Below are 23287 nucleotides of genomic sequence, written 5' to 3'. Positions count from 1 at the left end.
TTTTTGTTGGGAATCCGGGCGTACGGGCTGCTGGCGGTCTCGAGACAAGACCGTTCAACCTAGGAGGCCCCATCAGCACTGAGACCCGCATCAACGATCGCATCCGAGTTCCCGAGGTCCGCCTCGTCGGACCCGGAGGTGAACAGGTTGGCATCGTGCGTGTTGAAGATGCACTCCGCTTGGCCCTCGAGGCCGATCTCGACCTGGTCGAGGTGGCCCCCGACGCTCGCCCGCCGGTCTGCAAGATCATGGACTACGGCAAGTTCAAGTACGAGGCCGCGCAGAAGGCGCGTGAGTCGCGCAAGAACCAGCAGCTCACGGTCATCAAGGAGCAGAAGCTCCGCCCCAAGATCGACGATCACGACTACGAGACGAAGAAGCGCAACGTCGTGCGCTTCCTCGAAGCCGGATCCAAGGTCAAGGTCACGATCATGTTCCGCGGACGTGAGCAGTCGCGTCCGGAGCTCGGATTCCGGCTGCTGCAGCGTCTCGGTGCAGACGTGGCGGATCTCGGGTTCGTGGAGACGTCCGCCAAGCAGGACGGTCGAAACATGACGATGGTGCTCGCTCCGCACAAGGGCGCGAAGACCCGTGTGAAGGCGCAGGAAAGCGCCGCTGCGCCGCCGGCGCAGCGGGCAACTCCCGCGCCGGCCGCGCCGGCACAGGCTCCTGCGGCACCTGCGGAGCAGGCGGGCGACAGTGCGCCCGGCGAAGCGCCGACCAGCTAGTCCGACTACACCAGCACGACCCGGATCACGGTCCGGATACAGAGAACTGAGGACTCCATGCCCAAGTCGAAGACCCACAGCGGCACCGCGAAGCGATTCAAGGTGTCCGGCAGCGGAAAGATCCTGCGCCAGAAGGCCGGTCGCCGCCACCTGCTCGAGCACAAGGCCTCGAAGGTGACCCGTCGCCTCGATGGCGTGGCTGTCGTCAGCAAGGCTGACACTCCTCGCATCAAGCGCCTGCTCGACATCTGAGTCGACACCCTTTTACTGACCACCCGGGGCAGCTCACCGCCCCAAGATTGACAGGATTTTTCAGTGGCACGCGTAAAGAGGGCGGTAAACGCCCAGAAGAAGCGTCGTTCGATTCTCGAAGCCTCCAGCGGCTACCGCGGACAGCGCTCGCGCCTGTACCGCAAGGCGAAGGAACAGCAGCTCCACTCGCTGACCTACGCCTACCGTGACCGCCGCGCGCGCAAGGGCGACTTCCGCAAGCTGTGGATCACGCGTATCAACGCTGCTGCACGGGCGAACGACATCACGTACAACCGCCTGATCCAGGGTCTGCGTCTGGCCGAGATCGAGGTCGACCGCAAGAACCTCGCCGAGCTGGCCGTTTCCGACGCGGCGGCATTCGCCGGCCTCGTGGCCCTCGCCAAGGCGGCGCTCCCGGCCGACGTGAACGCTCCGGCCGGAGAAGCAGCCTGAGTCTCGCAGCACCCCGGCCTTCAGAGCCTCGGAAACGACCCGTGGACCCGCTCACCGAGCGCACCCCACGGGTCGTTTCTGCTGTCAAGCTGCTGCGCACCGCGGAACGCCGCAAGGTCGGGCGCTTCCTGGTGGAGGGCGAGAACTCCGTCGGCGAGGCACTCGACACCCGCCCCGTACACGACCTCTTCTACACCGAGGACGCGGAGCAGCGGTACTCGCGGCTGATCGACCGGGCACACACGGCGGGCGTCCGTACGTCGCTGGTGACGGACCGGGCGGTCCGAGCTCTCAGCGACACGGTGACCCCGCCGGGTCTCGTCGCGGTGTGCGATCTCCTCGACGTTCCGCTGGCGGAGGCGATAGGCCCCGGAACTCGTCTGCTCGCGGTTCCGGTCGCGGTCGCGGAGCCCGGTAACGCGGGCACCGTCATCCGGGTCGCGGACGCGGTGGGCGCGGACGCGGCGATTCTCGCGGGCGACAGCGTCGACCCGCACAACGGCAAATGTGTCCGGGCGTCCGCCGGAAGCCTCTTCCACCTTCCCGTCGTGCGTGAACGGGACACCGCTGCGGTCCTCGACAGCATCAGCGCGGCGGGAATTCAACTGCTCGCCACGGCGGCCGACGGCGAAGTCGATCTGGACGATGCCGACGAACTGCTGGCCCGCCCCACGGCGTGGCTGTTCGGCAACGAGGCCCACGGCCTCGACGCAGCCACCTCGGCGCGAGCCGATCATCGTGTCCGGATTCCGATCCACGGTCGAGCCGAGAGCCTCAACCTGGCGACGGCGGCGTCGATCTGCCTGTATTCGAGCGCGCGGGTCCAGAACCGCAAGCGAACCGACAGCTGAAACGGCGAGAATCGGATCGCATAGGATTTGACGGCGAGCTGTTTCGGTTTCGTCGAGAGTGTTGACTGAAAGAACTTAAGGAGTGGCACCGGTCGTGGCTAAAAAAGAGGGCGCTGCCTCCACGGGGGTCGAAGGCGGCGCGGTCGATGCGAGTGCGCTCACCGAAGACGCTCTGACTGCGGCGGCGGAGAGCGCCGAGAAGGCGTTCGCGTCGGCGGCGGATCTCGACGACCTGGCGAAGGCCAAGGTCGAGCACATGGGTGACAAGTCGCCGATCGCCCTCGCCCGCCGCGGACTCGGAGCCCTCCCGGGCAAGGAGAAGGCCGACGCAGGCAAGCGCGTGAACGTCGCCCGCACCCGGATCAGTGCGGCGTTCGACGAGCGCCGCGCCGTCCTGCTCGCCGAGCGTGACGCGGCCGTCCTCGTGGCCGAGGCCATCGACGTGACCCTGCCGTCGCAGCGTCAGCCGGTAGGCGCCCGCCACCCGATCAGCATCATCTCCGAGCAGGTCGAGGACGTGTTCGTGGCGATGGGCTGGGAGGTCGCCGAGGGCCCGGAGGTGGAGACCGAGCACTTCAACTTCGATGCCCTCAACTTCCTGCCCGATCACCCCGCGCGGACGATGCAGGACACGTTCCACATCGCACCGGAGGGCTCGCGCCAGGTGCTCCGCACGCACACGTCGCCGGTACAGGTGCGCACGATGCTCTCGCGCGAGGTGCCGATCTACGTGGTGTGCCCGGGGCGGACGTTCCGCACCGACGAACTCGACGCGACCCACACCCCGGTCTTCTCTCAGGTGGAGGGACTCGCCGTCGACAAGGGCCTCACCATGGCCCACCTGCGCGGGACACTCGACGCGTTCGCCCGCGCACTGTTCGGTCCCGAGACCCGCACCCGGATGCGCCCGAACTACTTCCCGTTCACGGAACCGTCCGCCGAGGTGGACGTCTGGTTCCCGAACAAGAAGGGCGGCGCAGGCTGGGTCGAGTGGGGCGGCTGCGGAATGGTCAACCCGAATGTGCTGCGCGCTTCCGGAATCGACCCCGACGTGTACACCGGGTTCGCGTTCGGCATGGGGCTCGAGCGCACACTCCAGTTCCGGAACGGGATCCCGGACATGCGCGACATCGTCGAGGGCGACGTGCGATTCACACTGCCCTTCGGTGTCCAGGGCTGACCCCGCGTCACCCGGATCCTGTCCACCACAGTCACGACATTTTCACGAACGAGAGAGCTGAGCAGACGTGCGAGTAGCGCAATCCTGGCTGACCGAGATCCTGCAGCGTGCCACCCCGGACTGGGACGTCACCGCCGAGGAACTCGACGCAGGTTTCGTCCGGGTCGGGCTCGAGGTCGAGGAAGTCGACCGGCTCGAGCCCGTCGACGGCCCCCTCGTGGTCGGCAAGGTTCTCGAGATCACCGAGCTCACCGAGTTCAAGAAGCCGATCCGCTTCTGCAAGGTCGATGTGGGGGCGGCCGAGCCGCAGGGCATCGTGTGCGGCGCCCGGAACTTCGACGTAGGCGACCTCGTGGTGGTCGCACTCCCCGGCGCAGTCCTTCCCGGCGGTTTCGCCATCGCGTCCCGCAAGACGTATGGGCAGGTCTCCGACGGGATGATCTGCTCGGTGGCCGAACTCGGCATCGGCAAGGACCACTCGGGCATCCTCGTCCTCGAGCCGGGCACCGCGCTCCCCGGCGCGGACGCCAACGAGTTGATGGGCCTGCACGACACGGTCATCGAACTCAACATCACCCCGGACCGCGGCTACTGCTTCTCCGTCCGCGGGCTCACCCGTGAACTGGCGTGCGGGTTCGACCTCGACTTCGCCGACCCGGCGTCGGTGGCGCCGTACCCGGCGGAGGGGGAGGCGTGGCCGATCCGCGTCGAGCCGGAGTCGAAGGCGACGCGTTTCGCGGCCCGCCGGGTGACGGGTATCGATCCGAAGGCGGTCAGCCCGTGGTGGCTGCAGCGCCGGTTGCTGCTGTCGGGGGTCCGCCCGATCTCGCCGGCCGTCGATGTCACCAACTACGTTCTGCTCGAACTGGGCCAGCCGTTGCACGCGTTCGATGCTGCGAAGATCAGCGGCGAACTCGTCGTGCGCCGCGCGGTGGCGGGGGAGAAACTGACCACTCTCGACGAGACCGAGCGCGTCCTCGACCCCGAGGACGTCGTGATCGCCGACGATTCGGGCGTCCTGTCGCTGGCCGGGATCATGGGTGGCGCGTCCACCGAGGTCGGCTCGGAAACCACCGACATCCTGCTCGAGGCGGCCACCTGGGATCCGCTCGCGGTGTTCAAGACCGCGCGCAGGCACAAGCTGTCGAGTGAGGCCGGCAAGCGTTTCGAGCGTGTGGTCGACCCCGAGATCCCCGTGGCGGCACTGGACCGGGCGGCCGCGCTGCTCGTCGACATCGCCGGCGGGCGGGTCGATCCGGCGCTCACCGACATCGGTGAGGTCACCCCGCACGAGCCCATCCACATGGACATCGACCTCCCCGACCGCGTGGCGGGTGTCGACTACCCCAACGGCACCGCTGCACGCCGGCTCACGCAGATCGGCTGCAACGTGGAGGTCGGGGTCAGCGACAGCGGACACGGTCAGCTCGTCGCCGGCCCGCCATCGTGGCGGCCCGATCTGGTGCAGCCCGCCGACCTGGTGGAGGAGGTGCTGCGCCTCGAGGGACTCGAGAAGATTCCGTCGGTGCTGCCCGCAGCCCCCGCGGGTCGTGGGTTGACTCCGGCGCAGCGCCGCAAGCGCGCCGTCGGCCGGGCCCTGGCGTTCTCGGGATACGTCGAGATCCTGCCTCCGGTCTTCCTGCCCACGGCGATCTTCGACACGTGGGGGCTGGATCCCGAGGATCCGCGCAGGAACACCAGCAGGGTGCTCAACCCGCTCGAATCCGATCGGCCGGAACTGCCCACCACGTTGCTGCCCGGACTTCTCGAGGTCCTCGCCCGCAACGTCTCCCGCGGTCAACGCGACCTGTCGCTGTTCGGCATCGCGCAGGTCGTGCTGCCCGGTGCGGACACCAAGCCGGTCGAGGCGCTGCCGGTGGACCGGCGCCCGACCGACGAGCAGATCACGGCACTGCTGCAGTCGTTGCCGGATCAGCCGGTGCACGTGGCGGCGGTGCTCACGGGGCAGCGTGAGCCGAGCGGTCCGTGGGGCGCGGGCCGAGCGGCCGACGCCACCGACGCGTTCGCCGCCGCCCGGACGGTAGCTGCCGCTGCCGGTGTCGAACTGGAGTTCCGCGCGACGCAGTACCTGCCGTGGCACCCGGGTCGCGGCGCGGAGCTGCTCGTGAACGGTGTCGTCGTCGGACACGCGGGCGAGTTGCATCCCGCCGTGCTCGAGCGCGCCGGACTTCCCCCGCGGACGAGTGCCGTGGAGATCGATCTGGACGCCCTGCCGCTGGTGGAGAACCTGCCCGCGCCGAAGGTCTCGCCCTTCCCCGCGGTCCTTCAGGACGTGGCGGTCGTGGTCGACGCCGCGGTACCCGCCGCCGAGGTCCAGGCGGCCCTGCGGTCGGGCGGAGGGGAGCTGCTCGAGGACATCCGGCTGTTCGACGTGTTCGAAGGTGAGCAGGTCGGGGAGGGCCGGAAGTCGCTGGCGTTCGCGCTGCGATTCCGCGGCGTCGACCGCACCCTGACCGAGGACGAGGCGAGCGCCGCCCGCGACGCCGCGGTGGCTGCGGCGTCCGCTGCCGTGGGTGCCGAACTCCGCAGCTGACCCGTAGCCTGGGTGGAGGGCCAGGGACGGTGAGGAGCGGTGCGATGACCGAAGTGCGCGACGTCGTGGCGGCGGCGAGTCAGTTGACCGACGCCGAGTTCCTCCAGGTGGTGCGTGCGGTGGCCGCGGGTCGTCCGGGCCTCGGTGCGCTCCTCGCGGCGGTGGACGTGGGTGCGGCGATTCCGGCCGAGGATCCGGTGACCGCGGAGGTCGTGCCCCACATCGCACCGGATGTGCCCGAGCCGGACTACACGCCGGGTGGGGTCCCGACGTTCGACCGGGTGCGTGAGCGGATCGAGGGACGGTTCGGGACGGCGATGGGCTCCTCCGAACTCGCGCACGACAGCCCGTCGGGGCAGTCGCTGGACGAGGCGTGGGAGAAGCGGGAGAAGGCGGGTAAGGCCAAGCTCGACGAGATTCGGCGGTCGCTCGGCAAGCAGTGACCACGGATTGCGGCCCGTCCAGAGACCGCGGTGTGTATTAGCTTGCATGATGATGCATAATCAATCGTATGACTGAGCACGCGGGAAAACCGATCAGGATTGCTGTCGCCGGCGCGAGCGGATACGCCGGTGGCGAAGTGCTGCGTCTGCTGCTGGGGCACCCGTCGTATGCGGACGGTTCGCTCGTCATCGGCGCGCTCACAGCCGGCGGCAACGCCGGATCGACTCTGGGCTCGCACCATCCGCACCTGCTTCCCCTCGCCGACCGAGTGCTCGAGGACACCACCGTCGAGACGCTCGCCGGACACGACGTGGTGTTTCTCGGTCTGCCGCACGGTAATTCGGCGCAGTACGCGAAGGCGCTGCCCGAGTCCACCGTCATCATCGACTGCGGTGCCGACTTCCGGCTGACGAACGCCGAGGACTGGGAGCGGTACTACAAGAGCCCGCACGCGGGCAGCTGGCCGTACGGACTTCCGGAACTCCCGGGTGCCCGCGAGAAACTCGTCGGCGCCACCCGCATCGCCGTCCCCGGGTGCTTCCCGACGGTGTCGAGCCTGGCGATGGCTCCGGCGGTCGCGGCGGGTGTCGTCGAACCGCGGGTCACGATCGTCGCCGTCACCGGCGCCTCCGGCGCGGGACGCGCACCCAAGGCCGATCTGCTCGGCTCCGAGGTGATGGGTTCGGTTCGTGCCTACGGTGTGGGCGGCGTGCACCGCCACACCCCGGAGATCATCCAGAACCTCTCCGAACTCGCCGGTGAGCGCGTCACCGTGTCGTTCACCCCCGTGCTGGCGCCGATGCCGCGCGGCATCCTCGCCACGTGCACCGCGGCCACCACCGCGTCCGAGGACGAGGTGCGCGCGATCTACGAAAAGGCTTACGCGGACGAGCCGTTCGTGCACGTGCTGCCCCGGGGCGTGCTGCCACAGACCGGTGCCGTCGTCGGATCGAACGCGGTCCAGATCGCGGTGACGGTCGACGCCGACGCCGGTCAGATCGTCGTGGTCGCGGTGATCGACAACCTTGCGAAGGGCACCGCCGGGGGAGCGGTGCAATCGATGAATCTTGCGCTTGGACTACCCGAGACCGCCGGTCTCTCGACAGTGGGAGTTGCCCCGTGAGCAGTGACAGCACGATCGATCCGCATCCGACCCGGGAGGTCGCCGGCGGCACCCTGGTCCGAACCCAGGGAGTGTCGGGGCCCGCAGGCTTCCGCGCAGCCGGGATCAAGGCGGGTATCAAGGCGAGCGGCAACGCCGACCTGGCTCTCGTCGTCAACGAGGGACCCGAGCTTGCAGCGGCGGGCGTCTTCACCGCGAACAAGGTGAAGGCCGCCCCCGTGCTGTGGTCGCAACAGGTGCTCACCACGGGCAGGCTGCGCGCCGTCGTGCTCAATTCCGGTGGGGCCAACGCGTGCACGGGTGCAGGCGGGTTCCAGGACGCGCACAAGACGGCCGAGGAAGTGGCGTCCGCGCTGAGCAACTGGGGAACCGAGACCGGCGCCGTCGAGGTCGCGGTGTGTTCCACCGGCCTGATCGGCGACCGCCTGCCCATGGACAAGGTCCTGGCCGGTGTCACGGAGGCCGTGCACGAGCTCGCCGGGGGAATCTCGGGTGGCACCGACGCCGCGTACGCGATCATGACCACCGACACGGTGCCGAAGCAGGCCGCCCTGCACCATGCGGACAAGTGGAACGTGGGCGGAATGGCGAAGGGCGCGGGCATGCTGGCCCCCGCGCTGGCGACGATGCTGTGCGTGGTGACGACCGACGCCGTCGCGACCGCCGCACAACTCGACGCCGCGCTGCGGGCGGCCACCCGGGTGACGTTCGACCGGCTGGACGTCGACGGCGCCACGTCGACCAACGACACGGTGCTGCTGCTCGCGTCCGGTGCGAGCAACGTGACACCGACCCAGGAAGAACTGAACGCGGCTGTGACGGCCGTCTGCGACGATCTGGCCGATCAGATGATGGCCGACGCGGAGGGCGTCACCAAGCGGGTGCGGGTCACGGTCAGCGGCGCCGTCAGCGAGGACGACGCCTTGATCGGCGCCCGGACGGTGGCGCGGGACAGCCTCGTCAAGACGGCGCTGTTCGGGTCCGACCCCAACTGGGGCCGGGTGCTCGCCGCAATCGGCATCGCGCCGATCGAACTGGACCCCGACAAGATCTCGGTGTCGTTCAACGGCGCCCCCGTCTGCATCGACGGCGTCGGCGCACCGGGTGCGCGGGACGTGGACCTGAGCGACATCGACATCTCCCTCGACATCGACCTCGGTCTCGGCGAACACGCGGTGACCATCCGGACCACCGACCTCTCGCACGCGTATGTCGAAGAGAACTCGGCGTATTCGTCATGACAGCGACCAGCGAGGCACTCAGCGGCATCACCGATCACCAGAAGGCGCACGTCCTGGCGGAGGCGCTGCCGTGGCTGCAGCAGTTCCGCGACAAGGTCGTCGTCGTGAAGTACGGCGGCAACGCCATGGTCGACGACGCGTTGAAGACGGCGTTCGCGGCCGACATGGCGTTCCTGCGGACGGTCGGAATTCAGCCGGTCGTCGTGCACGGCGGCGGCCCCCAGATCAATGCCATGCTCGGAAAGCTCGGCATGACAGGTGAATTCAAGGGCGGCTTCCGCGTCACCACCCCCGAGGTCATGGACGTCGTCCGGATGGTGCTGTTCGGTCAGGTCGGCCGCGAACTGGTCGGACTGATCAATGCGCACGGACCGTACGCCGTCGGCATCTCCGGCGAGGACGCGCACCTGTTCACCGCCACCAAGCGCACCGTGATGGTCGAGGGCACGCCGACCGACATCGGTCTCGTCGGCGACGTCACGACGGTGAACCCGGAGGCGGTCCTCGATCTGATCCGTGCGGGCCGAATTCCCGTGGTGTCCACCATCGCCCCCGACTCGGACGGTGTGGTGCACAACATCAACGCGGACACCGCCGCCGCAGCGCTCGCCGAGGCCATCGGCGCCGAGAAGCTCGTGGTCCTCACGGATGTCGAAGGGCTGTACACGAACTGGCCGGACCGCGATTCGCTGGCCACCGAGATCGACGTGGACGCGCTCGCGCAACTGCTGCCCAGCCTCGACGCCGGCATGGTGCCGAAGATGGAGGCCTGCCTGCGCGCGGTCCGCGGCGGCGTGCCCACCGCGCACGTCATCGACGGCCGTGTCGCCCATTCCGTTCTGCTCGAACTGTTCACCGGCGAGGGCATCGGCACGATGGTCACGCCCGGCCCGACTTCACCTACCGAGGGAGTTGCCTCATGACCGGAACCCCGGAACTCCAGCAGCGCTGGTCCGGCGCTCTGATGAACACGTACGGCGTCCCCCGGGTGGCACTCACGCGCGGGCAGGGAGCGGTGCTGACCGACGCCGACGGCAAGGAGTACGTCGACTTCCTCGCCGGCATCGCCGTCAACATCCTCGGACACGCCCACCCGGCGATCATCGAGGCCGTCACCACGCAGTTGTCGATCCTCGGGCACGTGTCGAACCTGTACGCCAGCGAGCCGGCGATCGAACTGGCCGAGAAGCTGCTCTCCCATCTGGGCGCCCCCGGACGTGTCTTCCTGTGTAATTCCGGCACGGAGGCCAACGAGGCGGCGTTCAAGCTCGCGCGGGCCACGGGACGATCGAAGATCATCGCCGCGGAGAACTCCTTCCACGGCCGCACGATGGGTGCTCTCGCGCTCACCGGCCAGGCCGCCAAGCGCGCGCCGTTCGAGCCGATGCCCCCGGGCGTCGAGCACGTGCCGTACGGCGATCTCGACGCACTCGACCGCGCCGTCGACGCCGACACCGCGGCCGTGTTCCTGGAGCCGATGATGGGTGAAGGCGGTGTCGTCGTTCCGCCGGAGGGGTACCTCGCGGGCGCACGGCAGATCACCGCCGATCGCGGCGCCCTGCTCGTGCTCGACGAAGTGCAGACCGGGATCGGCCGCACGGGCTGGTTCTACGCACACCAGGCGGTCGGGATCGTGCCCGACGTCATGACCCTCGCGAAGGGTCTCGGTGGCGGGATGCCGATCGGCGCGTGCATCGCGACCGGCGCGGCCGCGGACCTGTTCGGGCCGGGCAAGCACGGCACGACGTTCGGCGGGAACCCCGTCTGCGCGTCGGCGGCGCTCGCCGTGCTGCGGACGATCGCCGAAGACGACCTCATCTCCCGCGCCGACACGCTCGGCAAGTCGCTGTCGGCCGGTATCGAAGGTCTCGGACATCCGTTGATCGACCACGTCCGCGGGGCCGGGCTGCTGCTCGGCATCGTCCTGACCCAGGACGTGGCCCCCGCGGTGGAGAACTCCGCGCGTGAGGCCGGATACCTGATCAACGCCGCACAACCGGGCGTCGTCCGGCTGGCTCCGCCCCTGGTCCTCACGGACGATCAGGCCGAAGGATTCGTCGCGGCGCTGCCCGCGATTCTCGACAACGCGCAATCGGCCGCTCAGCCGGGAAAGCAGTGACGACCGTGGCCAAACACTTTCTCCGGGACGACGACCTCACCCCTGCACAGCAGGCCGAGGTCCTCGAGCTCGCCGCCAGGCTGAAGAAGGCCCCATTCGCGGAGCGCCCGCTCGAAGGCCCCCGCGGGGTCGGCGTGATCTTCGAGAAGAATTCGACGCGTACCCGGTTCTCGTTCGAGATGGGCATCGCCCAGCTCGGCGGTCACGCGATCGTCGTCGACGGGCGCAGCACCCAGCTCGGCCGTGAGGAGACGCTGCAGGACACGGGCCGCGTCCTGTCGCGGTACGTCGACGCCGTGGTGTGGCGCACGTTCGGGCAGAAGCGGCTCGAGGCGATGGCGTCGGGCGCCGACGTCCCGATCGTCAACGCGCTGTCCGACGAGTTCCACCCGTGCCAGGTCCTGGCCGACCTGCAGACGCTCGTGGAGCGGAAGGGTTCGCTGAAGGGACTGAAGCTCACCTACCTCGGCGACGGCGCCAACAACATGGCGCACTCGCTGATGCTGGGCGGTGTGACCGCAGGCGTCGACGTGACCATCGCCAGCCCCGAGGGGTTCGCACCGCTGCCGTGGGTGGTCGAGGCCGCCCGCGCGCGGGCGGGCGAGACCGGCGCGACCATCACCCTCAGCGGTGACCCGCAGACGGCGGTCGTCGGCGCGGACGCACTCGTCACCGACACCTGGACGTCGATGGGCCAGGAGAATGACGGGCTCGACCGGGTCGGTCCGTTCCGCCCGTTCCAGATCAACGAGGCGCTCCTCGCGAAGGCCGACGCCGACGCGGTGGTCCTGCACTGCCTGCCCGCCCACCGCGGGGAGGAGATCACCGACGAGGTTCTCGACGGACCGCAGAGCGTCGTCTGGGACGAGGCGGAGAACCGGCTTCACGCGCAGAAGGCCCTGCTCGTGTGGCTGCTGGCGCAGCGAACCGGGGACCGTCCGTGAGTGCGGCACCCCCGCAGCGTGCAGGTGCGGCTCAGCCGCAGCGCGCCGCCAACGCGGCGACGGCACCCACTCGGGCGGGACGGCAGGCGCGCATCGTCGCGATCCTGTCGAACAACCCTGTCCGCAGCCAGACCGAACTCGCGGCGCTGCTCGCGGCCGAGGGCATCGACGCCACCCAGGCCACGCTGTCGCGAGACCTCGAAGAACTGGGTGCCGTGAAACTTCGCGCCGCAGACGGCGGGGCCGGGGTCTATGTGGTGCCCGAGGACGGAAATCCCGTCCGCGGCGTCTCCGGCGGAACCGACCGGCTGTCGCGGTTGCTGGGGGAGTTACTGGTGTCGACCGATGCCAGTGGCAACATGGCGGTGCTGCGAACTCCCCCGGGGGCAGCGCACTATCTGGCGAGTGCACTCGATCGGGCATCATTACCTGACGTCGTGGGAACCATCGCGGGGGATGACACCATTCTCGTGGTGGCACGCGAGCCGCTGAGCGGGGCGGAACTCGCGGCCAAGATCGAATCCCTCGCCTGACAACTGAATCATCTCTACAGATCTTCAACCTAAGGAGCACAAGGACCATGGCCGATCGCGTCGTACTCGCCTACTCGGGCGGGCTGGACACCTCAGTCGCCATCAGCTGGATCGGCAAGGAGACGGGCAAGGAAGTTGTTGCTGTCGCCATCGATCTCGGCCAGGGCGGCGAGGACATGGAGGTCGTGCGTCAGCGTGCACTCGACTGCGGTGCGGTCGAGTCGGTCGTGGTGGATGCGCGCGACGAGTTCGCCGACGAATACTGCCTGCCGACCATCCAGGCCAACGCCCTCTACATGGACCGCTACCCGCTCGTGTCGGCCATCAGCCGCCCGCTGATCGTCAAGCACCTCGTCGAGGCGGCGCGCGCCCACGGCGGCACCACGGTCGCGCACGGCTGCACCGGCAAGGGCAACGACCAGGTCCGGTTCGAGGTCGGCTTCGGATCGCTCGCTCCCGACCTCGACGTGATCGCACCGGTCCGCGACTACGCGTGGACCCGTGAGAAGGCGATCGCGTTCGCCGAGGAGAACGAGATCCCGATCAACGTCTCCAAGAAGTCGCCGTTCTCGATCGACCAGAACGTGTGGGGCCGCGCCGTCGAGACCGGGTTCCTCGAGGACCTGTGGAACGCGCCGACCAAGGACGTCTACGACTACACGCAGGATCCGACCGTCAACTGGCAGGCCCCGGACGAGCTGATCATCAGCTTCGAGGCCGGCCGCCCCGTCGCGATCGACGGCAAGCCGGTCAGCGTCCTCGAAGCGATCCAGGAGCTCAACCGCCGCGCCGGCGCTCAGGGCGTCGGGCGCCTCGACGTCGTCGAGGACCGTCTCGTCGGCATCAAGAGCCGTGAGATCTACGAGGCTCCGGGAGCCATGGTCCTCATCAACGCCCACCAGGAACTCGAGCACGTCACGCAGGAACGCGAGCTCGGCCGCTACAAGCGTCAGACCGAACAGCGCTGGAGCGAGCTGGTGTACGACGGCCTCTGGTTCTCCCCGCTGAAGGTCGCGCTGGACACGTTCATCGAGAAGACGCAGGAACGCGTCTCCGGCGACATCCGGCTGGTGCTGCACGGCGGTGCGATCATCGTCAACGGCCGCCGCAGCAACCAGTCCCTGTACGACTTCAACCTGGCCACCTACGACGAGGGCGACACGTTCGACCAGTCCTACGCCAAGGGATTCGTGCAGATCCACGGACTGTCCTCGAAGGTCGCGGCGAAGCGCGATCTGGGCCTCTAGGTATGAGTGCTCACGGCACCAACGAAGGAGCCCTCTGGGGCGGCCGGTTCGAGTCCGGACCGGCCGCCGCCATGGCGGCGCTGAGCAAGTCCACCCACTTCGACTGGGTGCTGGCTCCGTACGACGTGCGCGCGTCCCAGGCCCATGCCCGGGTGCTGCACAAGGCCGGCCTGCTGGCTGACGACGACCTGGCGGCGATGCTCGACGGTCTCGGCAGGCTCGCGGCCGACGTCGCGAGCGGCGAGTTCGTCCCGAGCGAATCCGACGAGGACGTGCACGGGGCGCTCGAGCGAGGCCTGATCGATCGGGTCGGTCCCGAGGTCGGGGGACGCCTGCGCGCCGGGCGTTCGCGCAACGATCAGGTGGCGACGCTGTTTCGGATGTGGCTGCGGGACGCCGTCCGCCGCGTGGCCGCGGGTGTCCTCGACGTCGTCGACGCACTCGCGACGCAGGCCGCGGCGCACCCCTCCGCGGTGATGCCGGGCAAGACGCACCTGCAGGCCGCGCAGCCGGTGCTGCTCGCGCACCACCTGCTGGCACACACGCACCCGTTGCTCCGCGACGTTCAGCGGCTGCGGGACTTCGACGTGCGGGCGGCCGTGTCGCCGTACGGGTCCGGAGCGCTGGCCGGATCGTCACTCGGACTCGATCCCGAGGCGATCGCCGCGGAGCTCGCCTTCGATTCGTCGGCCGAGAACTCGATCGACGCCACGTCGTCGCGGGACTTCGCGGCCGAGGCGGCGTTCGTGCTCGCGATGATCGGCGTCGACCTGTCGCGGATGGCCGAGGAGGTCATCCTCTGGAGCACTCCGGAATTCGGCTACATCACGCTCGCCGACGCCTGGTCGACCGGCTCGTCGATCATGCCGCAGAAGAAGAACCCGGACGTGTCCGAGCTCACCCGCGGCAAGTCCGGGCGGCTGATCGGCAACCTGACCGGTCTGCTGGCCACCCTGAAGGCGCAGCCGCTCGCGTACAACCGGGATCTGCAGGAGGACAAGGAGCCGGTCTTCGATTCGGTGGCACAGCTCGAGTTGCTGCTCCCGGCGATCACCGGACTGGTGTCCACTCTCGAATTCCACACGGACCGAATGGCGGAACTGGCACCGGCGGGCTTCACGCTGGCCACCGACATCGCCGAGTGGCTCGTTCGTCAGGGCGTCCCGTTCCGGGTCGCGCACGAGGCGGCGGGGGCGTGCGTCCGCGTTGCCGAGGCGCGGGCCGTCGGACTCGAGGATCTCACCGACGACGAACTCGCCGGGGTCGATCCGGCGCTCACTCCGGACGTGCGGGAGGTGCTCACCGTCGAGGGCTCGATCGCCTCGCGTAACGCCCGCGGCGGTACAGCCGGTATCCGTGTGGCCGAACAGTTGGGCGGGGTCCGTCAGCTGTCCGAGTCGCTGCGTGAGTGGTGTCGATGACGCCCGTGTCGGACGCCCCGGATTAGGGGCTGTGTGACGCGTCGAGCGCAGTAGGGTGAGGGCGGGCGGCAGTGAGACGTGCGTCACAGTTCGAGAGTCTGGGAGAGTGTTCGTGGGACTGAATACCGAAACGGTGATGGGCCCGATCCGTCGCGTGGTGGCGACGGCGCAGAACGGGTTGGAGGTAGTTCGCCTCGGTGGACTCGAGACGGACCTCACCACGTCGCCGTTCGAGGTGGTCGAACGCGCACCGATGTATCGGCTCCGCAGGTATTTCCCCGACACCGACCCTGCCGACGCCGGGCCCCCGATCGTTCTGGTCCCGCCGATGATGATGTCGGCCGACGTCTACGATGTGACCCGCGATCAGGGCGCAGTCGGCATCCTGCACTCGATGGGGATCGACCCGTGGGTGGTCGACTTCGGATCGCCGGATTCCGAAGAGGGCGGGTGGGATCGGAATCTCGCCGACCACATCGTCGCGATCAGCGAGATCATCGACCAGGTGCGGGCGCACACCGGTCGTGACGTCTACCTGTCCGGATACTCGCAGGGCGGCATGTTCGCCTACCAGGCCGCCGCCTACCGCCGCAGTCGCAACATCGCCGGCCTCGTGACGTTCGGCAGTCCGGTCGACACGCTCGCCGGGTTGCCGTTCGGTATTCCTGCGGGGTTCGCCACCGACGCTGCCGGCTTCCTCGCCGACCACGTCTTCAACCGGCTCGCGGTCTCGGGGTGGATGGCGCGCACCGGTTTTCAGCTCCTCGATCCCGTAAAAACGCTGAAGTCGAGGCTCGACTTCCTGCGTCAGTTGCACGACCGGGAAGCGTTGTTGCCGCGGGAGCAGCAGCGGCGCTTCCTCGCGACCGAGGGCTGGGTGGCGTGGTCCGGTCCGGCTGTTGCGGAGTTGCTCAAGCAGTTCATCGTGCACAACCGCATGATGACCGGCGGGTTCGTGATCAAGGATCAGGTGGTGTCGCTCGCGGAGTTGACCTGCCCCATCCTCGCGTTCGTCGGGGAAGTCGACGACATCGGTCAGCCGTTGGCTGTCCGCGGTATCCGCCGGGCCGCCCCACGGGCGAATGTGTACGAATCAACTTTGCGGGCAGGACATTTCGGCCTCGTCGTCGGTTCGGCTGCGGCGACCCACACGTGGCCCACGACCGGGAAATGGGTGCTGTGGAACGAGGGTCTCGGCCCACGGCCCACCACTATCGAGCTCATGCGTTACGACGAACATTTCGGCAGCGAATCCGGAGTCTCCATCAGCGACCGCATCATTCACACCGTGGCGTCGGTCGCCGAGGTCGGCGTCGGTGTCGGCAAGGGGATCAGTGATTTCGCTTCGGGGGCGCTGCGGGGAACGGTGGAGCTGTCCGGCGAGGCCACGCGGGCGCTGCCGCGGCTGGCACGGCTCGGTCAGATGCAGCCCCACACCCAGATCTCGCTCAGCCGGTTGCTGGCCGAACAGGGGCGGAAGGCGCCGGGCGGCGAGTGCTTCCTCTTCGACAATCGCGTCCATACCTACGCGGCGGTCAATCAGCGGATCGACAACGTGGTGCGCGGCCTGATCCAGGCCGGTGTCCGTCCCGCCGCTCACGTCGGCGTCGTGATGCAGACGCGCCCGAGTGCGCTCGCCGCCATCGCGGCGCTGTCCCGTCTCGGTGCCGTGGCTGTCTTGCTGCCCCCGGGCCGGGAGGTCCACACCGCGATCCGCATCGACGGTGTCGAACGCATCGTCACCGACCCGGAGAATCTCGACGCGGCGATCGCGACCGGGATGCAGGTCCTGGTTCTGGGCGGTGGCGACCAGCGCGACCTCGACGTGGATCCCTCGGCGAACGTCGTGGACCTCGAGAAGATCGACCCCGCCGCCGTGACACTGCCGGGCTGGTACCGGCCCGATCCCGGTCTCGCTCGTGAACTGGCATTCATCATCTGCAGTGAGTCCAACGGCCACTGGGAGACGAAACAGATCACCAACTACCGGTGGGCGCTGTCGGCGTTCGGAACGGCCTCGGCCGCCGATCTGGACCGTGGCGACACCGTGTATTGCCTTGCACCCCTGCATCATTCGTCGAGCCTACTGGCCGCGATCGGTGGTGCCGTGGCAGGTGGCTCCCGGATCGCGCTCTCACGCGGAGTCGATCCCGAGCGGTTCGCCGAGGAAGTCCACCGCTACGGGGTGACCGTGGTGAGCTACACGTGGACGATGATGCGAGAAATCCTCGACGCCGAGAACCTCGCGCTCGACGGCAGTCACCCCGTCCGGCTCTTCATCGGATCCGGAATGCCGCAGGGGTTGTGGCGTCGCACGACGGAGCGGTTCGCACCGGCGAAGGTCCTCGAGTTCTACGCGTCCACCGAGGGCGACGTGGTTCTCGCGAACGTCGCAGGCGCGAAGGTCGGGGCAAAGGGGCGCCCCCTCCCGGGGAGCGCGGAGGTTCGGCTCGCGGCCTACGACCCGATCGCCGGGCGACTGCTGGAGGACGAGCAGGGGTTCGTCCGGGAATGCCAGGACGACGAGGTCGGTCTGCTCCTCGGCAGGGCGGGCGTGCACGCCGAGATGTCCGGCGGCGCGATGCGGGGGATCTTTGCCGCGGGCGACGCCTGGATTCCGACGGAGAACCTCTTCCGTCGCGACGCCGACGGGGACTTCTGGCTGGTCGACCACAGGAAGACCGTCATCGCGACTTCGAGGGGAGCCGTGTTCACCCAGCCGATCGTCGATGCGCTCGTGTCCGTCGATCGCGTCGACCTCGCGGTTGCCTACGGGGTGGAGGTCGGCGGCCGGACACTGGCCGTGGCCGCGTTCACCCTCCGCGAAGGGCGGGCGCCGAGGCTGGCGGAGATCTCCGACGCCTTCGAGGTGCTTCCTCCCGCGCTGCGACCCGACATCTTCCAGGTGGTGGAGGACATCCCGCTGGGGTCCTCGTACCGTCCGAACGCCGAGGCGCTGAGCGCGGCCGGACTGCCCAAGCCGGGAACCCGTGTGTGGTACGTCGATCCGGAATCGCAGCAGTACAAGCGACTGACCAAGGCGGTGGCCGCGGAGTTTCGGAACGGCTCGGCCGGGGTGCCTGCCGGTGCGCGGTAATCTGACACTGCTCACCCGAACGGTTGGAGAGGACTTCCGTGGTTATTGATCCGACGTTGCTCGGCATTCTCGCGTGCCCACAGGACAAGGGTCCTCTGCTGTTGGTCGGCGACGAGCTGCTCTACAACCCTCGACTGCGACGGGCGTATCCCATCGAGAACGGGATTCCCGTCCTCCTCATCGACGAGGCCCGGGACGTCGGCGCGGACGAGCACGAGACGCTGCTCGCCCGGGCTGCCGGCGAGGCCTGATCACACCGGACTCGGGCGAGCCCGATCACACCGGCAGAGCTCCGGTGAGGTAGCGCTGCAACGTCGGTCCGACGATCGCGACGAGGTCGTCGACGGGCAGCGACGCGAGTGGCTCGAATTCGAGGATGTACCGCGTCACCAGAACCCCGGCCATCTGGGATGCCACCAGCTGCATGCGCAGCATCCCGGTTCCCGGTGGCTCGTCGACGCGCGGTCCGAGGTCTCGGAGCACGACCTCCAGGAGGAACGTGCGAATGAGATTGGGTTCGTTTCCCGCCATCGCGGACCGGAACGCCGCGACCACGGCGGGCTTGTGCGGCGACTCCCAGATGGAGAAGACGGCCCGGGCGAGGTGACTACCGACCTCGCCCGTCGGAATGTCGAGCACCGGAGCGATCACCTGCGTCGGATCCACGGGAATGTCGACCGAGGCGAGGAACAGATCTCGTTTGGTTCCGAAGTAGTGGTGGATCAGGGCGGAGTCGACGCCGGCACCGGTGGCCACGGAGCGCACGCTGGTTTTGTCGAAGCCGTTCTGTGCAAACAGTTTCCGTGCACTCGCCAGGATTCGTGACCGTGTGTCCGGGTTGCCCGGGCGTCGTCCCGTGCGCAGACCCGGGGTGGCGTCCGCGCGTGTCGCGGGGCCGGTCATGGTGTGCGACGCCTCAGAGTCGCGGCGCCCAGCGACAGTGCGAGGAGCGCGAAGGCGGCGACCACCGCCAGGTCGCGCCACATGAGCCCCGTCGCCCCGGGATGGGTGGCGACCTGCTGCAGCGCCTCGACCGCGTAGCTCAGCGGGAGGGCGTTGCTGATCCACTCGAGCCAGGTGGGGAGCTGATCTCGCGGAACGAGCAGACCGCACAGGAAGAGCTGGGGCACCACGACCACCGGCATGAACTGCACCGCCTGGAACTCGGTGCGCGCGAAGGCGCTGCACAATAGGCCGAGGGCGACGCCGAGTATCGCGTTCAGCACGGCGATCAGCAGCACCCACGTCACGCTGCCCTCGGTGGTGAGGCCGAGGAATCCGAACGAGACGACGCAGGCGAGCGCCGCCTGCGCAGCAGCGGCCGTGGAGAACGCGGCAGCGTAGCCGCCGAGCAGGTCGAGTTTGCCCATGGGGGTCGTGAGCAGGCGTTCGAGTGTTCCCGACGTCCGTTCGCGCTGCATCGCGATCGACGTGACCAGGAACATCACGACGAACGGCAGGATGCCGAGCATCGTGATCGCGACGCGCTCGAACAGCGACAGCTGACCGGGTGGCGCCGGAACGTTCTGATACAGGAAGTACAGCAACACCATCAGCAGACTGGGTACCACCAGAATCATGGCGACGGTGCGGTGATCCGTCCGTAGTTGCGCGAGGATCCGGCCCGCAGTGGCTGCGAAGATCGTGACGTTCATCAGTTCTCGCTCCCGACATGTGATGCGCGAATGAGGTTAAGGAAGGCGTCTTCGAGGCTCGCCTCACCGGTCTGCTCCCGGAGTTCGCCGGGGGAGACCTGCGCGAGAACGTAGCCGTCGCGCATGAGGAGGAGCGAAGCGCAATGTTCGGCCTCGTCCATGACGTGGCTCGACACGAGCAGGGTGGTACCGGTGTCGGCGAGAGCGTCGAACCGTTCCCACAGTTCGACGCGCAGGAGTGGGTCCAGGCCGACGGTCGGCTCGTCGAGGACGAGGACCTCGGGGCGTGCCACCAGCGCGCAGGCGAGGCTGACCCGTCCCAGCTGTCCTCCCGACAGATCCGCCGCCTTCTGGGTTGCGAAGCGTGTCAGACCCACCGCCTCGACGGCTTCGGTGACCGCGTCCGACGGTTGGCCGTAGAGCGCGGCGAAGTAGGCCACGTTCTTCTTGACCGTGAGGTCGGCGTACACGCTGGGTGACTGGGTGACGTATCCGATGCGGCTTCGCAACGAGACCGAGCCTGCGGGGGCGCCCAGCACCGTGACCGTCCCCGATTCCACGATCTGCGTGCCGACCACGCACCGCATCAGCGTGGTCTTTCCGCAGCCGGAGGGTCCCAGGAGGCCGGTGATGGATCCGCTCGGCACCTGAACGTCGATGCCGTGCAGCACTTCGTTCCTGCCTCTTCGCACGTGCAGATCTCGGATGTCGATCACCGGGCTGCCGGTCATGGCGGGCCTCAATTCATCACTGGGTGAATTCATTGCTTGATGAATTATGCGACCGACGGGGTGGCGAGTCAACGGTTGTGGAGAATCGGGACGTGACCATCGATCGACTTGACCGGGCGGACCCCGTCGACGCCGCGCGAATCGTTCTCGGATCCACGCTGATCGTCGGAGACGTCCGCATCCGCATCGTCGAAGTGGAGGCGTACGGCGGGGAGAAGGACGGCCCGTGGCCCGATCCGGCATCGCACTCGTACCGAGGGAGGACGCCGCGCAATGAGGTGATGTTCGGCCCGGCCGGGCACCTGTACGTCTACCGCAGCTACGGGATGCACTTCTGCATGAACGTGTCGTACGGGCCGGTCGGAAGCGCGGGCGGGGTGCTTCTCCGGGCGGGCGAAGTGCTCGACGGCTGCGCCACGGTTCAGGCGCGCCGGCCCCGCGTCACGCGACCTGCGGATTGGGCGCGCGGTCCCGGCAACCTGGGGTCCGCGACCGGCGTGACCCTCGCGGAGAACGGTGCGGCGTTGTTCGAGCACGATTCGCCGGTTCGGCTGGAGGTCGCGGAGTCGGACGGATGGGCGAGTGGCCCCCGGGTCGGCGTCAGCGCGGCCGCGGACCGGCCGTGGCGCTTCTGGATTCCGGAGTCGCCGGCCGTCTCCGTGTACCGGAGGAGCCCGCGTGCGATGCCCGCCGACGAGCAGATGGGATGATCGGACCCGTGACTGAGAACATCATCGATGAACTGACCTGGCGCGGGCTCATCGCCCAATCAACCGATCTGGACGCGCTGCGTCGTGATCTCGACGCCGGACCGGTCACGCTCTATGCCGGTTTCGATCCGACCGGGCCGAGTTTGCACGCCGGCCATCTCGTGCCCCTGCTCGCACTGAAGCGATTCCAGCGTGCGGGCAACCGCCCCGTCGTGCTGGCCGGTGGAGCGACGGGTCTGATCGGCGATCCCCGCGACGTCGGTGAGCGGACGATGAACTCCGCCGACACCGTGGCCGAATGGGCCGATCGGATCCGGGGTCAGCTCGAACGTTTCGTCGACTTCGACGACTCGCCGAGCGGCGCGATCATCGAGAACAACATGAACTGGACCGGCAAGCTGTCGGCCATCGACTTCCTGCGCGACGTGGGCAAGCACTTCTCCGTCAACGTGATGCTCGCGAGAGACACCGTCAAGCGGCGCCTCGAATCCGACGGCATGTCCTACACCGAGTTCAGCTACATGCTGCTCCAGGCCAACGACTACCTGCACCTGCGGCGCAGTCACGGCTGCTCGCTGCAGGTCGGCGGATCCGACCAGTGGGGCAACATCATCGCCGGCGTCGAATTGAACCGTCGCATCGACGCCGAGTCGGTGCACGGTCTGACCGTCCCGCTCGTCACGTCGGCGGACGGCAAGAAGTTCGGGAAGTCGACCGGAGGCGGAAGCCTGTGGCTCGACCCGGAGATGACGAGCCCCTACGCGTGGTACCAGTACTTCGTGAACACCGGCGACGCCGACGTCATCAAGTACCTGCGGTGGTTCACCTTCCTCACGGCCGAGGAGTTGGCGGAACTGGAGACGGCGACGGCCGAGCGGCCGCATGCACGGGAGGCGCAGCGCCGGCTCGCCGCCGAAATGACGACTCTCGTGCACGGCGAAGCCAACACTCGTGCCGTGGAGCTCGCGAGCCAGGCGCTGTTCGGCCGCGCGGAACTGCAGGACCTGGATGAGCCGACGCTCGGTGCCGCCCTTCGGGAGGCGTCCGTCGCGGAACTTGCGCCGGGGGAGCCCGCCGGCATCGTCGACCTCCTGGTTCTCAGCGGATTGTGCGAGAGCAAGGGTGCGGCCCGCCGCACCGTGAAGGAAGGCGGCGCTTCGGTGAACAACCAGAAGGTCTCGAGTGAGGACTGGACCCCCGCACCGACCGATCTGCTGCATGGAACGTGGCTCGTGATTCGCCGTGGAAAGCGGAACTTCGCCGGCATCAAGGTGCTGTCGAACTAGCGTGCGGCGGGTCACACCGGCGTAATTCGGCGAATTCCGGTCCGGTGGCCCGCGCGCAGCACGGGCCACCAGCGGATTTTACATACCGGATGCCTGTGACCTGGGGATTTGACGCTCCGTTTCCCGTCGCGTAACTTATTCCAGGTCAGAGCGACACGGACACCAACCCCGACCGAGAGGCCGGGGACACGAGGTTGGACGCAGGCGCCTGAACTTCCCGAGAATACCGAACCTGGTTCGATGCTTTCGAGATGTCCTGACGCCCCGGTTTGCGCCGGGATGCGGCAGGAGATAAACTGGAAAAGTTGCCCCGGAGCGGCTGGCGAGTGAGCCAGAAGTGATGGTGTGTGCGTGTTCTTTGAGAACTCAACAGTGTGTCGATGAATGTCAGTGCCAAATGTTTTTGGTACTCCGCATCACGAATTGCTTTCGGGGCCTTCGGGTTTCGGGGGTTGTGTGGTGTGGGTATTTGCTGGCTCTTCTCCTTCTTCCGTCGGAGGGGGGTCAGTGTTTGAAAATGCTAGTTTGAGTTTTTGATTGCTAGTGATTTGACTCGATGTCTATGACTGATTAGGGACCCTGTGGGGTTTCGAAATCTAGAGTCTTCAACGGAGAGTTTGATCCTGGCTCAGGACGAACGCTGGCGGCGTGCTTAACACATGCAAGTCGAGCGGTAAGGCCCTTCGGGGTACACGAGCGGCGAACGGGTGAGTAACAC

The 23287-nt window shown here is 68.0% G+C and carries 22 protein-coding genes and 1 rRNA gene; 20 read left to right on the top strand and 3 right to left on the bottom strand.

Going from position 1 to position 23287, the window contains the following annotated elements:
• Positions 1–71 precede the first annotated feature (71 nt).
• The 17 genes from infC (at position 72) to G9373_RS21615 (ending at position 18438) form a co-directional block, all read left to right on the top strand.
• A complete protein-coding gene (gene infC / locus G9373_RS21695) occupies positions 72–728 on the top strand; it encodes a translation initiation factor IF-3 (RefSeq protein ID WP_080606194.1) in 657 nt (218 codons plus the stop codon).
• Between the two features lie 57 nt (positions 729–785).
• Positions 786–980 carry a 50S ribosomal protein L35 gene (rpmI, locus tag G9373_RS21690; RefSeq protein WP_005571085.1) on the top strand — a complete coding sequence of 65 codons (195 nt, stop codon included), beginning with the start codon at positions 786–788 and terminating at the stop codon, positions 978–980.
• Between the two features lie 63 nt (positions 981–1043).
• Positions 1044–1433 carry a 50S ribosomal protein L20 gene (gene rplT / locus G9373_RS21685; RefSeq protein WP_005247385.1) on the top strand — a complete coding sequence of 130 codons (390 nt, stop codon included), beginning with the start codon at positions 1044–1046 and terminating at the stop codon, positions 1431–1433.
• A gap of 41 nt (positions 1434–1474) precedes the next feature.
• Positions 1475–2284 (top strand): RNA methyltransferase, encoded by an 810-nt coding sequence (locus G9373_RS21680; RefSeq protein ID WP_005247382.1) that lies wholly within the window; start codon positions 1475–1477, stop codon positions 2282–2284.
• Between the two features lie 94 nt (positions 2285–2378).
• The gene (gene pheS, locus G9373_RS21675; RefSeq protein ID WP_037204920.1) at positions 2379–3464 is read left to right on the top strand and encodes a phenylalanine--tRNA ligase subunit alpha; all 1086 of its coding nucleotides are present in this window, start codon (positions 2379–2381) and stop codon (positions 3462–3464) included.
• Between the two features lie 67 nt (positions 3465–3531).
• Complete coding sequence (pheT, locus tag G9373_RS21670) at positions 3532–6018, top strand: phenylalanine--tRNA ligase subunit beta (protein WP_005571084.1); 2487 nt, start codon at positions 3532–3534, stop codon at positions 6016–6018.
• 44 nt (positions 6019–6062) lie between these two features.
• Positions 6063–6461, top strand: a complete 399-nt coding sequence (locus tag G9373_RS21665) for a hypothetical protein (RefSeq protein ID WP_005260418.1) — start codon at positions 6063–6065, stop codon at positions 6459–6461.
• Between the two features lie 68 nt (positions 6462–6529).
• Positions 6530–7585: an N-acetyl-gamma-glutamyl-phosphate reductase gene (argC, locus tag G9373_RS21660; RefSeq protein ID WP_005247372.1), complete on the top strand. Its 1056-nt coding sequence runs from the start codon at positions 6530–6532 to the stop codon at positions 7583–7585.
• Entirely contained in the window at positions 7582–8826 is a 1245-nt protein-coding gene (argJ, locus tag G9373_RS21655; protein WP_054245879.1) for a bifunctional glutamate N-acetyltransferase/amino-acid acetyltransferase ArgJ, read from the top strand. Before argC ends, argJ begins: the two co-directional genes overlap by 4 nt.
• The gene (argB, locus tag G9373_RS21650; RefSeq protein ID WP_005571081.1) at positions 8823–9749 is read left to right on the top strand and encodes an acetylglutamate kinase; all 927 of its coding nucleotides are present in this window, start codon (positions 8823–8825) and stop codon (positions 9747–9749) included. The genes argJ and argB overlap by 4 nt, the downstream gene beginning before the upstream one ends.
• Positions 9746–10945 (top strand): acetylornithine transaminase, encoded by a 1200-nt coding sequence (locus tag G9373_RS21645; RefSeq protein WP_005571080.1) that lies wholly within the window; start codon positions 9746–9748, stop codon positions 10943–10945. The genes argB and G9373_RS21645 overlap by 4 nt, the downstream gene beginning before the upstream one ends.
• A complete protein-coding gene (argF, locus tag G9373_RS21640; protein WP_054245880.1) occupies positions 10942–11889 on the top strand; it encodes an ornithine carbamoyltransferase in 948 nt (315 codons plus the stop codon). The genes G9373_RS21645 and argF overlap by 4 nt, the downstream gene beginning before the upstream one ends.
• On the top strand, positions 11886–12422 hold the full coding sequence (locus tag G9373_RS21635) for an arginine repressor (protein ID WP_167116755.1): 537 nt from the start codon (positions 11886–11888) through the stop codon (positions 12420–12422). Before argF ends, G9373_RS21635 begins: the two co-directional genes overlap by 4 nt.
• 47 nt (positions 12423–12469) lie before the next feature.
• Positions 12470–13669 (top strand): argininosuccinate synthase, encoded by a 1200-nt coding sequence (locus G9373_RS21630; RefSeq protein ID WP_005247359.1) that lies wholly within the window; start codon positions 12470–12472, stop codon positions 13667–13669.
• Between the two features lie 2 nt (positions 13670–13671).
• Positions 13672–15090, top strand: coding sequence for an argininosuccinate lyase (gene argH, locus G9373_RS21625; RefSeq protein ID WP_005260423.1), 1419 nt, complete (start codon positions 13672–13674; stop codon positions 15088–15090).
• Between the two features lie 106 nt (positions 15091–15196).
• Positions 15197–18187 carry an acyl-CoA synthetase gene (locus tag G9373_RS21620; RefSeq protein ID WP_283290268.1) on the top strand — a complete coding sequence of 997 codons (2991 nt, stop codon included), beginning with the start codon at positions 15197–15199 and terminating at the stop codon, positions 18185–18187.
• Between the two features lie 38 nt (positions 18188–18225).
• Positions 18226–18438 carry a Trm112 family protein gene (locus G9373_RS21615; protein ID WP_005247353.1) on the top strand — a complete coding sequence of 71 codons (213 nt, stop codon included), beginning with the start codon at positions 18226–18228 and terminating at the stop codon, positions 18436–18438.
• A 25-nt stretch (positions 18439–18463) separates the two neighbouring features.
• Here G9373_RS21615 and G9373_RS21610 read toward each other — a convergent pair whose 3' ends face one another.
• The 3 genes from G9373_RS21610 to G9373_RS21600 are packed head-to-tail and all read right to left on the bottom strand — an operon-like array spanning position 18464 to position 20573.
• On the bottom strand, positions 18464–19090 hold the full coding sequence (locus G9373_RS21610; RefSeq protein ID WP_005260425.1) for a TetR family transcriptional regulator: 627 nt from the start codon (positions 19088–19090) through the stop codon (positions 18464–18466).
• Positions 19087–19842 carry an ABC transporter permease gene (locus G9373_RS21605; protein ID WP_037204898.1) on the bottom strand — a complete coding sequence of 252 codons (756 nt, stop codon included), beginning with the start codon at positions 19840–19842 and terminating at the stop codon, positions 19087–19089. The genes G9373_RS21610 and G9373_RS21605 overlap by 4 nt, the downstream gene beginning before the upstream one ends.
• Positions 19842–20573: an ABC transporter ATP-binding protein gene (locus tag G9373_RS21600; RefSeq protein WP_005260427.1), complete on the bottom strand. Its 732-nt coding sequence runs from the start codon at positions 20571–20573 to the stop codon at positions 19842–19844. Before G9373_RS21600 ends, G9373_RS21605 begins: the two co-directional genes overlap by 1 nt.
• 92 nt (positions 20574–20665) lie before the next feature.
• Here G9373_RS21600 and G9373_RS21595 point away from each other — a divergent pair, with 92 nt between their 5' ends.
• From G9373_RS21595 to G9373_RS21585, 3 genes are all read left to right on the top strand, one after another.
• Positions 20666–21283, top strand: coding sequence for a DNA-3-methyladenine glycosylase (locus G9373_RS21595; RefSeq protein WP_005260428.1), 618 nt, complete (start codon positions 20666–20668; stop codon positions 21281–21283).
• 8 nt (positions 21284–21291) lie between these two features.
• The gene (tyrS, locus tag G9373_RS21590) at positions 21292–22569 is read left to right on the top strand and encodes a tyrosine--tRNA ligase (protein ID WP_005260429.1); all 1278 of its coding nucleotides are present in this window, start codon (positions 21292–21294) and stop codon (positions 22567–22569) included.
• A 605-nt stretch (positions 22570–23174) separates the two neighbouring features.
• Positions 23175–23287 (top strand): 16S ribosomal RNA (locus tag G9373_RS21585); the annotation flags it as partial.

It is taken from the genome of Rhodococcus sp. A14 (assembly GCF_011603105.1).
GTDB classification, from domain to species: Bacteria; Actinomycetota; Actinomycetes; order Mycobacteriales; family Mycobacteriaceae; genus Rhodococcus_F; species Rhodococcus_F opacus.
This window is presented reverse-complemented; position numbering and strand designations above follow the sequence as displayed.